The following is a 12,937-nucleotide window of genomic DNA, read 5'->3' on the forward strand; positions in this document are numbered from 1 at the left end:
GAACAGAATGATATTCATTCACTCGTCGACAAAAATAATTTCTTCACCGCAAACAAAGTGTGTACTTTTGTTTATTTAGCTTAACCATCTTTGCTGTATTTCTAATTTATTAGCTGTTTAAGTTAATAGAACTAATTTCAAGGCGGAAGCGCGGAGCCTAGTTTACTAGGTGAGCACTTTCAACAATGAAAGTAGTTCTATTTAACGACAACAGCTGAAAATTAGTGACGGAAGTGACGCATTCCGGTGAACACCATTGCTATGTTATGTTCGTCTGCAGCGGCGATTACTTCGTCATCACGCATTGAACCACCTGGTTGAATCACCGCGGTAATACCTGCTTCAGCAGCAGCATCTAGGCCATCACGGAATGGGAAGAAAGCGTCAGACGCCATTACAGAACCAGCCACTTCTAAGTTTTCATCTGCGGCTTTAATGCCCGCAACTTTAGCAGAATAAACACGGCTCATTTGCCCGGCACCTACACCTATTGTCATGCTATTTTTTACATAAACAATCGCGTTCGATTTCACGTATTTAGCAACTTTCCAACAAAATTGTAAGTCGCGCATTTCATCTTCTGTTGGTTGACGTTTAGTCACCACTTTTAAATCGCTTGCGGCTACTTTTCCTTGGTCTCGATCTTGTACTAATAAACCGCCATTTACGCGTTTATAATCTAATCCCGTTGTTTGCGTAGTCCATTGGCCACACTCAAGTAAACGAACATTCGGCTTAGCTGCAACAATTTGAGCCGCCGCTTCAGAAATGCTTGGAGCAATGATCACTTCAACAAATTGACGTGAAACAATAGCTTCGGCAGTATCGGCGTCTAATTCTCGGTTAAAAGCAATAATGCCACCAAATGCTGAAGTAGGATCAGTTTTAAAGGCTTGCTCATAAGCTGCTAAAATATTATCACCAATAGCAACACCACAAGGGTTGGCATGTTTAACAATAACACAGGCCGCTTCATCAAATTCTTTCACACACTCTAATGCTGCATCGGTGTCAGCGATGTTGTTGTAAGAAAGTGCTTTACCTTGTACTTGTTTCGCCGTAGACACAGATGCTTCTTCAGGATTTGCTTCAACATAAAAAGCCGCATCTTGATGCGAGTTTTCACCGTAGCGTAAATCTTGCGTTTTAATAAACTGACTATTGAAGGTACGAGGGAATTTATTTTTTTCTTCGAAATTTACTTCACTCGCTTCTTCGCCATGTGCCGATAACATTTGACCAAAATAGTTAGCGATCATGCCATCGTATGAAGCCGTGTGTTCATAAGCTGCAATCGCTAAATCAAAACGAGTTTTATAGGTTAATGAGTCGTCATTATTATTCATTTCAGCAATAACACGATCATAATCAGCAGCATTTACTATGATAGTGACATCTTTATGATTTTTTGCTGCTGCTCGAACCATAGTTGGACCACCAATATCAATGTTTTCAACCGCATCTTCTAAAGAACAGCCTGCTTTTGCTACTGTGTTTGCAAATGGGTATAAATTCACTACAACCATATCAATTGCATCAATGTTATTTTCAGCCATCACACCTTCATCTGTGCCACGACGGGCTAAAATGCCACCATGGATTTTTGGATGTAATGTTTTTACACGACCGTCCATAATTTCTGGATGACCTGTGTGCTCTGAAACTTCCGTCACTTTTATGCCGTTATCTGCTAATAGTTTAGCGGTACCACCGGTTGATAAAATATCAACGCCTTTTTGAGCGAGTTGACGAGCGAAATCTACAATACCAGTTTTGTCAGATACACTTAAAAGTGCGCGTTTGATTGGGCGTGGAGTATCCATTGCTTTTTCATTTACCTTTAAAATGAGTTATTAGTCTGGCCTTTGACATATGTCCTTGGCATTTATACCTAAAATGGTATTTCGTCCGTGATGATCTTTGTACAGTTTAGTGAAAGTTTTCGTATGCGCTAACATCTTCAACTATCAATAAGTAAAAAAGCACCCTAAGGTGCTTTTTCAATGCAGGCTAACCTGCGAGTTTTTAGTTCATACCGTATTTTTTAAGCTTCTTACGTAAAGTACCACGGTTGATACCTAGTAAATTAGCTGCGCGAGTTTGGTTACCGCGAGTATACTTCATCACTTCTTCAAGCATTGGCGCTTCAATTTCTGAAAGTACAAGGTCATACATATCGTCAACATCATTACCATTTAATTGAGATAAGTAGTTGCTAATAGCAATTTTAGCTTGGCTGCGTAAAGGTGATGCCTCTGCTTGAGTTTGCATGTTACCGGTAACGAATGGAGATGAAATATTTTGTTCAAACATAAAGTTCAGACTCTTTCTTAAATTAAATTATCAAAATATCTAGTTAATGCTTCGAGTTGTTCTTGCTCAGACTCTAAGGCATTAAAAATAGAACGAAACTGTTTTTCTGGGTCAAGCGTTTGCATGTACCAAGAAACGTGCTTACGGGCAAATCTTACACCCATAAAGTCACCATAAAACTTGTGTAATCCATTTACATGCTCAATCATGATTGAGCGTATCTCTTCCAATGAGGGTGGATCTAATAGTTGGCCTGTTTCAAAAAAATGATTAATTTCTCTGAAAATCCATGGACGCCCTTGAGCTCCTCGACCAATCATAATGGCATCAGCCCCTGTGTAATCAAGCACTTGTGATGCTTTTATAGCACTGGTGATATCACCATTGGCTACCACAGGAATTGAAACAGCTTTTTTAATTGCTTTAATGGTGTCGTACTCAGCTTCTCCTTTATAAAAGTCGTTGCGAGTACGACCATGAACAGCTAAGGATTGAATACCATTATGTTCAGCAATTTTTGCTATTTCGATACCATTGCGGGTATTGTCACACCATCCGGTGCGAATCTTTAACGTGACTGGCACAGCTACTTCATTCACAACAGCTTTAATAATCTGTTCGACTAAAATAGGCTCTTTCAATAACGCTGAACCCGCTAATTTTTTATTTACCTTTTTTGCTGGACAACCCATATTGATATCAATGATTTGAGCACCATTATCAACATTAACTTGTGCAGCAAAAGCTAACTCTTGTGGATCAGAACCCGCGATTTGCACAGAACAAATGCCAGCTTCATTTCCATGAATTAAACGTCGTTTAGATTTTTCAGTTTTCCAAACTTTAGGGTTAGCAGACACCATTTCTGATACTGCAAGCCCTGCCCCCATTTGACAACATAATTGTCGAAACGGTTGGTCAGTGATTCCTGCCATGGGTGCGAGCATTGTATTACTCGCTAAAGAATATGAACCTATCTTCACGCTGTTGTTTTTTTGAGCTACCTTTCAAAAGGGCGCTAAGTTTACGCGTTTTTTTTCAGATTGCAAAGCATATAAATTGAACAAAAATGACTTTTTTTCATCATTTTAATATTGACATTTTGCAAACTATTGATGTGTGCAGATTTTGTACAAATAGTTAACAAAATCTGCACACGATTTACAAAAAAATTTTGACGGTTTTCGTTTTACTTTCTTCTTCCTGACAGTCTCACCCATTCTTCTTGAACCGCAACAGGATCCATTTCACACCATTGACCATAAATTTGTTGTAATTCTTGAGCCTGTTCTTCTAAAACACCTGAAAGTGCCAACAGTCCTTTATCACCTACAAATTCAATAATTGTTGGGGCTAATTCGCGCAACGGCCCTGCTAAAATATTGGCGACAACAACATCTGCTTTAAAATGAGGCTGATCTTCAGGCAAATATAATTCCAGTCTATCTTCAACGTTATTTCGCTTAGCATTTTCTCGACTGGCTTGCAGCGCTTGTGGGTCAATATCAATGCCAACCACTTTTTTAGCGCCAAGTTTCAATGCCGCTAAGGATAAAATGCCTGAACCACAACCAAAATCGACGACGGTTTTATCCGTAAGATCCAGTCCATCTAACCATGTTAAACATAAGGCGGTGGTTGGATGCGTACCCGTTCCAAAAGCTAAACCAGGATCTAACATCACATTAATGGCATCAGGCTCAGGCACATCACGCCAGCTAGGACAAATCCATAAGCGTTGACCAAATTTCATCGGATGAAAATTATCCATCCATTCACGTTCCCAGTCTTTATCTTCTAACTGTTCAAGTTTATAACGCATGGCTTGTTTGTCAGGATGAATGCTTTGTAGGTAAGCAATGGCTTTATCCATGTCACTACTGGCATCATATAACCCCATTACCACTGTATTTGACCAATAAACGACTTCGTCGCCAGGTAACGGTTCATAAATAGGGGTGTCTTTGGCATCAATAAAAGTGACTGCTTGAGCACCACATGCCATTAACCAATCACTATATTTCTCAGCGGTTTCTTCATCTGCACTTAATCGAAGCTGTATCCAAGGCATTTTTTTACTCTACTCATTAATATTAGCGACAGTTTATCACTTATCGTTATAAAAATTGATTGCTATTTGGCTTATCGCGAGACAATATAAAAGGATTAAATAATGGAGTGAAGGAAAACAATATTGTGTTATTACGTATATTAACAATTATTGTATTGTTAACTATTACTTCCTCTGCTTTCGGCATTTACGCCAATCAAAGAGTTCAGTTTGTTACTGAAGATCTCCCGCCACTTCAAATTGATGGCGGAAAGCAACCGCCAACGGGCGCGCTAATTGAGCTTGTAAAGTTAATCATTGCAGATTCAGGTATCGATGCAAAAATCTCTATTTATCCTTGGGCTAGAAGTTATGAACAGGCGACTAAAAAACCCAATACCTTTATTTTTTCCATGCTTAGAAGTGATGAACGGGAAGAAAAGTTCATCTGGATCGGAAAATTATTTACCATAAAATCGTATTTCGCTGCGTTAAAGGCCAATTCAAATATTCAAGTCAGCAGTATAGAACAAGCCAAACAATATGTTGTTGGAGCAATTAGACACGATTTAGCAGAAAATTACCTTTTAAATAAAGGCTTTACTCATAAAAAAAACCTTTATGTCAGTAATAAATATCCGGCCCTTTGGAGCCAGCTTTATACTGGTAAAACAGATTTAGTATTTACCAACAGTATTATCTGGCGACATGAAATACTGGGAGCCTCTTTTGACCCTGCTAAAGTGGCACTCGTGTACGAAATTAATGACTTCGCTTCAGATCTTTATTTAGCCGCTCATTTAGCTACCGACAAAACAGTTATTAATAAAGTAAAAGCCAGTTTTGATGCGATAAAAGCTGATGGTCGTTATCATCAAATAATGACAAAATGGCAGTTAAATTCTCCACAATCATGATGAGGCTTTAATTAAGCTATTTTCGACCCAAACTTAAACTAATTAAAAGTTCACCCCATAGTATGAATTATTTTCCTGTATTTTTAACGTCAGATAAAATCGAAGCAATTATCATTGGTGGAGGAGATGTCGCTGCACGTAAAATAGAATTACTGTTAAAGACTACTTCAAATATCACCATTATGAGTGAACAACTTAGCCCAAGTGTTGACCGTTTAATTAAGACAAATGATCTGCAATGGCTAAACCACAACTATCAACAAGGTTTGCTATCTCGCTTTAATTTAGTGATTGCCGCAACGGATAATACCTCAATTAATCAAGCGATATCTCAAGAAGCCAGTAACCTTAAAATACTTGTCAATGTAGTTGATCAGCCAGAGCTTTGTAGTTATATAACGCCAGCGATTATTGATCGTTCGCCAATCATCATTGCCATGTCGAGCTCAGGAAGTGCGCCAATTTTATTAAGAATGCTACGCGAACAAATAGAAAAAACATTACCGGCTGGCTACGGCAAACTTGCTGATTTTTCCTTGAAATTCAGAGACCACGTAAAAGCGAGAATCAAAGGTATACGAAATCGTCGTTCGTTTTGGGAAGTGACATTACGTGGTGCAATTGGCAATGCCATATTACAAGGTAACGAACAGCAAGCAGAGCAACAGCTTATTCTAAGTTTGAATGAAGAAGTACCACCGCCACAGGGGGAAATAACCTTTATTCATACCTTAGATGGTGATCCTGATAAACTTACTTTAGCGGCTCATCGAGAAATGCAATTTGCGGATGCCGTTTTTTATGATGAAAAAGTCAATGTCGATTTAATTGAATACATTCGACGGGATGCCGACAAATTTCCACAAAGTGTTCCTTCGACCATGCTGATAAATTATCAACATGCGATAGAGCTTGCGGAGTCAGGCAATAAAGTTATCTATCTTTTAGCAGAACATCATGTCTTACCCCATAATTCTGCCCTAGCGTTAAGTAAAATCAGTACAAAAGAATTAGTCAGTGGCATATAAATAACCCGCTGAAACCAAAAGACCATCGCAAAGATAATTCGATGGTCTTTTTTGCTGGTTTCAAATTAACAACTCATTTCGCAAAGCGGACCTTTGTTAATCAAGCTGATAGTTTTTCTTTAGCTCTGCCACTCGTTTCATTGAGTTTGGCTCTTTAAAGGTTTTTTGGTTTATTTTTCTTTGCGCAAGCACTTTATTATTACTTAACAATAACGCTTCAACATAATTTAAATAAATTTCTTCATTATCCCCATTTTCGGAAACGGCTTTCGTTAAATATTTCACCGCAGGCTCATATTCTTTTTTCGCTAAATGAATACGGCCAACCGTGTCTAACACATCAGCCATATTAGACTTTAATGCGAGTGCTTTTTCCGCGTGTTGTTGCGCTTTGTCTAACTGATTAGCTTCTAAATAAAAATAAGCTAAATTATTCAAAGCAATAAAATTATCATCGGTGATCGAGAGCACCCGTTCATAACTTTTGATAGCCGCGGCAGTATCTTTAGCAATTTGTAATTGTGCTAAATGCATTAAACTTGCAACATCATTGGTATTGTTTTCAACATGTTGTTGTAAAAAGTTATACCCTTGCTCTTTTTGTCCTGAATTAACTAAACAAAAATAAACTAAATTAACATTGCGAGGAGTTGGTTGAGCTTTATAGGCTGCGTTTAAGTTCTCCAATGCTTGACTATATTGCTTTTGATTTAGTTGTAATTGCCCAAGCAACCCTTTGGTAAATGGTAGTGCTTTCGCTGGTTCCGGAATTAACGCTAATTGGGCATTTGCTGAAGTAAAATCTCCCGAAATTAGCAAGAAATGTATATTGAGTAAGGCTATTTCAGTATCATTTGGAAAATTTTCAACATATTGAGTACTCAAACTTAACGCTTGTTCATATTTACGTTGGTTATCTAACAATAATAAATTACTCAAAATCGCATCACGATCAGAAGGCGCTTTTTCTAGCCAAGCTTGATAGTGATTTTGAACTTTTTTAAAGTCTTTCAACTTAAAGTAGGCTTGACCTAACGTTTGCCAATATATTTTAGGCGCATTTTTTTCATCAAAATCACGTAATAAATCAACGGTCTTTTCAGCCATATTTTCTTGTAAATACACTTTCGCGAGCAACAATTGCACAGCTTTATTCTCAGGAAATTCACGGTTTTGTTGCTCAATAATATTGACCGCTTTACTAGAATCGCCTTGATCAGATTCATACTGATACAGCTTCACTAAAGCAGAAACATTTGACGGCTCTGACGCCAAAACAGTATCTAGTTCACGTTTCGCCGTTGAAAAGTCTTTTTCTCGGGCAGCTAAATCAACCAAAGCGAGCCTGGCACCAGCATGTTTTGGGTTGAATGATAATATTTGCTGATATTCAGCTTTAGCAAGATCAAACTTTTCTTGTTTAAAATAAACACTCGCCGCTAATAAATACGCTTGCTCATCTTGTTTATCGGCAGATTTCCAGCGTTTAGCCAATGTCATTGCTTTATCAAACTGTTGAGTAGTTAAATAGGCGGTTGCTAAAGTATTACGAGTGATTTCTTGGTCTGGTTTTTTATCTAAAGCAGTTTCTAAATTCGTGATCCCTTCCACATCATTTAATGAAAGCTTCAATAACCCTAAACGAGTCAGGTCTTCAGCTGTTTCTGCCCCTAACTCAGTTGATTTGCTCAGAATATTTCTCGCTTGTTTCACTTCACCACTATTTACCAGTGCAAGACCAACACTCGAGACTAACGAGTTATCTTTCTCTGATAACTCTTCTAGAGAGTTAACGGTTTCGCCTGCTTCTTTAGTAAAGCCTAAGTGCAATTGACTGACGGCTAATAACCTTAATGCTTCATGATTAGGGGGTAATTCTTCAGCAATAATTGATAAATGTTGATGAGTGATTTCATAATTTTTTAAACGATAGGCACTATAGGCTGCTAATAACCTTAAAGCGGGGTCCGATGGCATTTTGCTAATTGCTTTTTCTGTATGAAATAATGCTTTTTCATTATCCTTTTCGTTAAATCTTGCGATACCTTTTAATTGATTTAACAAACCGTTATCTTCATTAATTGCTAGCAATTTATCTATTATTGGTTCCGCTTCTTTCGTACGATTCAATTCCACTAACAAGCGAGCATTAATAAACGCTATTTCTAAATCATTAGGGTAATACGTTAAATAAGAGCCATATGTGTCAGCAGCTAATGATTGTTCACCATTTTTCAACGCAATTAATGCCAGTAACTTCAGGGCATCAGCTTGCTTTGGTTCATTCTCGATAATAGTTTCTAATTGCATTTTTGCAGCATCAATTTTCTCATCAATCAATAATGAGTAAACTAAGGCTAACGTTTTAAAAACCGAGTCTGTATCAGTTTTTTGCACTTCATCAATAAGCGCTTGAGCTTTCTCTGATTGGTCTAAGCGAAACATCGCCTGGATTTTATAAAAAGCAATCTCTGCTTGCTCCTCTGGTGTCAGACCATTTTCTTGATGTGAAAGTCCAATTAAAGCGACATCAGAACGTGTTTTTTGGTAAGCTTGCGACAATAAGGGAAGTACTTCGTTTACAGGATAGTTTAATTCCAACGCTTTATTTAATTCTTTTTCCGCGCTTTGATAATCTAGATTTTTTAGATGCATCTTACCCAGTAAAAATCTTGCTTCTGCTAATGTTGGTGAAGCTTTAACGGCATTTTTTAGCTCAATAACCGCTGCTTTATAATCTTCAGATGCGATACTCTTTTTCGCCGCAACCATGTGATCTTCACTTGATTGTTTGCTACAGGAAAATAGCAAGCCAACAATTATTATATAAATTAAATGTTTCATAAGTTCCTTTTTTCATCGCTAAATTTAAATAAGCAAATCGTAATTTAAACATAAGTGCTTTCAACTTTACCATAATTATGGATACATGTAATACTCTGTAAATCTTCACCTTATCTTCACTTTAACTAAGATAAAATTAATTCATTACCTTGATAAGACGCGTACACATTTGAAAATACTTTTAATCGAAGATAACAATACTATCGCCAAACAGCTCGTTGAGTTTTTAGCACTTCAACACTGGGTAGTTGATCACGCGCATAAAGGTAAATTAGGCGAAAAACTGGCCCTTGAAGATATTTATGATGTGATCATATTAGATTTAAATTTACCTGATATTGACGGCTTAACTCTCTGTGAACGCATTAAGAATCAGGCAACTATAACGCCACCGATTTTGATGTTAACGGCGCGAGATACTTTTGAGGATAAATCGTTAGGATTTCATAAAGGCGCCGATGACTACTTAACTAAACCTGTTGATTTACGAGAGTTAGCATTACGTTGCCAAGCGTTATCAAGACGTAATATGTTACACAAACCAAAACAATTACAACTAGGCGAGCTTTTTATTGATTTAACCAGGCAAACAGCGACCCGGAATCATCAAGAGCTAGCACTTACTTCAACCAGTTTTACAATATTATCAGTGCTAGCTCAACAGCACCCAACCCCTGTGTCTCGAAGCGAGTTAATGCATAAAATATGGGGCGATAACCCACCCAATACTGACGCATTAAAATCGCATATTTACAGTTTACGTTCCCTCTTAGATAAGCCCTTTGATAAACCTTTACTGAAAACAATATTAAATATTGGGTTTAAGTTGGACATCACATGATGACAAGTATTAAACATCGGGTATTTTTTTATTTTGGCAGCTTTACGGTTTTGTTAAGTTTAATATTCTTTGGCTTACTTATTTTAATGGCTTACATGGTGGAAGATGAACTGATCGATAAGTTACTGCACACCGAAGCAGAAAATATTCGCCAACATTATCAAGCAAATTCAACCATTATTTCACCGAGTTATCAGTTTATGCGACTTTACTCGAACAACAATCAATTACCCGAAACAGTACAAGCTAGGTTAAAAATATCACCGAAAGCCACTGAAATATTTACGGCCACTGACAATCATTTCCATTTAACTTACATTTCACTCAATCAAGACACACCACATATTTTACTTGCCAATGTAACCCCGTTATTAGTAGTCACCAATATGTCAAAAAACTTGAGTGTCGTTTTTACCGGGGTATTTTGTTTATTCTTATTATTAGCCATGTTTTTTGCTTATAAAATCAGTAAACAAACCGTCAAACCTGTGATTGATTTAGCTCATCAACTAAAACTGCAGCAACAAGAAACAGAAACCTATCAATTTCCACACTACCCGTTTGAAATAGGCTATTTATCAAAAACACTTGAAGAGAATTTGAACAAGCTGCAACAAGCACTCAATCGAGAAAAACATTTTACCCGTGATGTCAGTCACGAGTTAAGAACACCTTTAACGGTATTAAAAAATGCCATCGCTTTAGCCGAACAAAGACCATTATCACAACAAGATATTAATCATATAAAAAAAGCAAATCAGGATATTGAAAACACGATTAATGTATTATTCATGTTAGCAAGAACCTCATCAATGAACATGGAGCGTTGTGAACTGAACAGCATGATTGAACAGGCTATCTTAAATAATTACCAAACGATTGAAGCGCATAAAATGTCAATCAATGTTGCAATTGATGAGCAGGTATTCATTCAAACAAATCCACATTTATTTAAATTATTAATGAATAATCTGATAAATAATGCGATTGAACATAGCAGTGAAAAACTATTGAATATCGAATTTAAAAACAATGAATTAACCTTCAGTAACGCGTTATTGTCAAATGTAAATGAACCTGAATCTTTATTTAAATCCGGCGTAAAAAATGAAAATAGCGAAGGCATTGGTCAAGGGCTTTTTCTTATTTATCGCATCGTAGAAGTTTTTAACTGGTCGGTGAATATTCAATCACAGCCCCAGTGCTTTTATATTTCTATTAAACTCAAAAATTAACGGTATCTTTACTTCATCTTCACCTGCATTTTATTAATCTGAGAAAAATTCATTTTTAATGGTGTGTAGCAATGTTGAAAAAGCGTTAATATCTTTAGTTGTTTTTATACTTTTCATCGTCGGTAGTAGTATTTGGTTCTTCAATTTATTACCTCAAACTCCTGATGCAGCTCAATTGAAACAAAGTGTCGCCAACGACATTCCTTACTTACAAAAGCGCTTACCGCAAGTACGTGGAAAAATTCTCGCGGTAGTCACCAGTACCGATACCATGGGAAATTCAGGGAAAAAAACAGGATATGAGCTGACCGAACTCTCCCGTGCTTACTGGATGTTTACTGTCAATGGTTTTGAGGTAGACATTGCTAGTGTAAAAGGCGGAGAGCCACCGGTCGTTATTGATAATGATGATATGAAAGCAATAGATTATGCATTTTTAAATGATAGTATCGCCCAACACAAAGTTAAACATTCAAAGAGTGTTGATGAAATTGACCCAGATGATTACCTTGCGGTTTATTTTGTTGGTGGTAAAGGCGCAATGTTTGACTTTCCTGACAACCCAGCGATTCAAAACATTGTTAAACAACTTTATCAAAACAATAAAGTGGTTGCCGCTATTTGTCATGGGCCAGCAGCTTTCGCTAACGTTCAACTTGATTCTGGTGAATATTTAGTCGCCAATAAGACAATTACCAGCTTTACCAATGATGAAGAGTTATTCTTGATCCCTAATGCTGATGAAGTATTCCCGTTTCTTTTAGAAGATAAATTAATTGCTCGAGGTGCAAAGTTTGATGGCGGTTTTACTTATTTAAATCAAACACATCAAGATAATAATTTGATCACAGGCCAGAACCCTTGGTCGATTTGGAGTACCGCAGAAAATATTATTCAAGCGTTAGGTTATACGCCTTTGCCGCGACAAAAATCTCCTGAAGAATTTGGTGTAGAATTATTAGAAATATATGCGCAATATGGCTACGATGCCGCCATTGCGGAAATAGAAAAATCTCCAAAAAAACCATTTGGCAGAATGATTGTCGCCATGCACAGTTTAGTAGCCGCAATGAAGTTTAACTTTATTGAAGCACTCGAACTCGTTCGTTTAACGAGCGCCTTAAAAGAACAGGCAACCTCGTCATAGCCTAACTCACTACGGGCTTTCTTTGTAGTTTTCGCTGTAAGGTTCGTCGATGCATGCCCAATTGACGAGCCGTTTCAGAGACATTCCCGTTATTACTGCTTAAGACTTGGTTAATGTGTTCCCACTCCAAGCGCTCAGGCGACATTGGTTTATTTTCAATTTTTGAAGAATCAAGGGTATTTGCTTCGCTTGCTCCTTTACCCTTTAATGCTTTTAATAGCATTTTAGTGTCTACAGGTTTTGCTAAATAATCATCAGCGCCCATTTGTATCGCTTCTACAGCCGTGGCGATGCTAGCAAATCCAGTTAATAAAACGATACGAATATTAGGCAATAATGCCCGAATTGGCTTAATCAATAATAATCCGTTTTCTTTAGCAAGCTTCATATCTAAAATTAAATATTCTGGACGAAATAAATGACAAACATGTAACGCTTCATCTGCTTGATGAGTCATTTGACACTCAAAGCCTTGTTTTGTTAATCGCCTTAATAGCGTTGCAGCAAACGCTTCATCATCTTCTATAATTAATAATTTCATTGATTATCTTCATTTTATGAC

General features: G+C 37.2%; 11 protein-coding genes. 5 read left to right on the forward strand and 6 right to left on the reverse strand.

The genetic code is table 11. The annotated features are described in order from the left end of the window. Positions 1-221: 221 nt before the first annotated feature. The 4 genes from purH to prmA all read right to left on the reverse strand — a co-directional run bounded on the left by purH (position 222) and on the right by prmA (position 4,384). Positions 222-1,823, reverse strand: coding sequence for a bifunctional phosphoribosylaminoimidazolecarboxamide formyltransferase/IMP cyclohydrolase (purH, locus tag RM573_RS15560; protein ID WP_311584091.1), 1,602 nt, complete (start codon positions 1,821-1,823; stop codon positions 222-224). Positions 1,824-2,025: 202 nt separating this feature from the next. After that, positions 2,026-2,313, reverse strand: a complete 288-nt coding sequence (gene fis, locus RM573_RS15565; RefSeq protein WP_303449805.1) for a DNA-binding transcriptional regulator Fis — start codon at positions 2,311-2,313, stop codon at positions 2,026-2,028. A gap of 17 nt (positions 2,314-2,330) precedes the next feature. Next, positions 2,331-3,296, reverse strand: a complete 966-nt coding sequence (dusB, locus tag RM573_RS15570; RefSeq protein ID WP_311584096.1) for a tRNA dihydrouridine synthase DusB — start codon at positions 3,294-3,296, stop codon at positions 2,331-2,333. A gap of 206 nt (positions 3,297-3,502) precedes the next feature. Further along, positions 3,503-4,384, reverse strand: a complete 882-nt coding sequence (gene prmA / locus RM573_RS15575; protein WP_311584099.1) for a 50S ribosomal protein L11 methyltransferase — start codon at positions 4,382-4,384, stop codon at positions 3,503-3,505. Positions 4,385-4,509: 125 nt separating this feature from the next. Here prmA and RM573_RS15580 point away from each other — a divergent pair, with 125 nt between their 5' ends. Further along, complete coding sequence (locus RM573_RS15580) at positions 4,510-5,280, forward strand: substrate-binding periplasmic protein (RefSeq protein ID WP_311584101.1); 771 nt, start codon at positions 4,510-4,512, stop codon at positions 5,278-5,280. 62 nt (positions 5,281-5,342) lie between these two features. Beyond that, positions 5,343-6,308 carry an NAD(P)-dependent oxidoreductase gene (locus tag RM573_RS15585; RefSeq protein ID WP_311584104.1) on the forward strand — a complete coding sequence of 322 codons (966 nt, stop codon included), beginning with the start codon at positions 5,343-5,345 and terminating at the stop codon, positions 6,306-6,308. Between the two features lie 96 nt (positions 6,309-6,404). Here RM573_RS15585 and prsT read toward each other — a convergent pair whose 3' ends face one another. Continuing rightward, the gene (prsT, locus tag RM573_RS15590) at positions 6,405-9,152 is read right to left on the reverse strand and encodes an XrtA/PEP-CTERM system TPR-repeat protein PrsT (RefSeq protein ID WP_311584107.1); all 2,748 of its coding nucleotides are present in this window, start codon (positions 9,150-9,152) and stop codon (positions 6,405-6,407) included. 169 nt (positions 9,153-9,321) lie between these two features. Between prsT and RM573_RS15595 the strand changes: the two genes are divergently transcribed. From RM573_RS15595 to RM573_RS15605, 3 genes are read left to right on the forward strand one after another with little or no spacing between them, the layout of a single operon-like run. Continuing rightward, on the forward strand, positions 9,322-9,993 hold the full coding sequence (locus tag RM573_RS15595; RefSeq protein ID WP_311584110.1) for a response regulator transcription factor: 672 nt from the start codon (positions 9,322-9,324) through the stop codon (positions 9,991-9,993). Next, entirely contained in the window at positions 9,990-11,228 is a 1,239-nt protein-coding gene (locus tag RM573_RS15600) for a sensor histidine kinase (RefSeq protein WP_311584113.1), read from the forward strand. The genes RM573_RS15595 and RM573_RS15600 overlap by 4 nt, the downstream gene beginning before the upstream one ends. Before the next feature lie 58 nt (positions 11,229-11,286). Continuing rightward, on the forward strand, positions 11,287-12,375 hold the full coding sequence (locus tag RM573_RS15605; protein WP_311584115.1) for a type 1 glutamine amidotransferase domain-containing protein: 1,089 nt from the start codon (positions 11,287-11,289) through the stop codon (positions 12,373-12,375). Between the two features lies 1 nt (position 12,376). Here RM573_RS15605 and RM573_RS15610 read toward each other — a convergent pair whose 3' ends face one another. Further along, positions 12,377-12,916 carry a response regulator transcription factor gene (locus RM573_RS15610; RefSeq protein ID WP_311584117.1) on the reverse strand — a complete coding sequence of 180 codons (540 nt, stop codon included), beginning with the start codon at positions 12,914-12,916 and terminating at the stop codon, positions 12,377-12,379. Between the last annotated feature and the right edge of the window lie 21 nt (positions 12,917-12,937).

Origin of the sequence: Thalassotalea castellviae, assembly GCF_031846185.1 — a bacterium.
GTDB lineage: Bacteria > Pseudomonadota > Gammaproteobacteria > Enterobacterales > Alteromonadaceae > Thalassotalea_H > Thalassotalea_H castellviae.

What these genes read in the sequence shown, in the direction of transcription:
- purH (WP_311584091.1), bottom strand. Translation starts at nt 1,823, where the DNA reads ATGGATACTCCACGCCCAATCAAACGCGCACTTTTAAGTGTATCTGAC.
- fis (WP_303449805.1), bottom strand. Translation starts at nt 2,313, where the DNA reads ATGTTTGAACAAAATATTTCATCTCCATTCGTTACCGGTAACATGCAA.
- prmA (WP_311584099.1), bottom strand. Translation starts at nt 4,384, where the DNA reads ATGCCTTGGATACAGCTTCGATTAAGTGCAGATGAAGAAACCGCTGAG.
- RM573_RS15585 (WP_311584104.1), top strand. Translation starts at nt 5,343, where the DNA reads ATGAATTATTTTCCTGTATTTTTAACGTCAGATAAAATCGAAGCAATT.
- prsT (WP_311584107.1), bottom strand. Translation starts at nt 9,152, where the DNA reads ATGAAACATTTAATTTATATAATAATTGTTGGCTTGCTATTTTCCTGT.
- RM573_RS15600 (WP_311584113.1), top strand. Translation starts at nt 9,990, where the DNA reads ATGATGACAAGTATTAAACATCGGGTATTTTTTTATTTTGGCAGCTTT.
- RM573_RS15605 (WP_311584115.1), top strand. Translation starts at nt 11,287, where the DNA reads ATGGTGTGTAGCAATGTTGAAAAAGCGTTAATATCTTTAGTTGTTTTT.
- RM573_RS15610 (WP_311584117.1), bottom strand. Translation starts at nt 12,916, where the DNA reads ATGAAATTATTAATTATAGAAGATGATGAAGCGTTTGCTGCAACGCTA.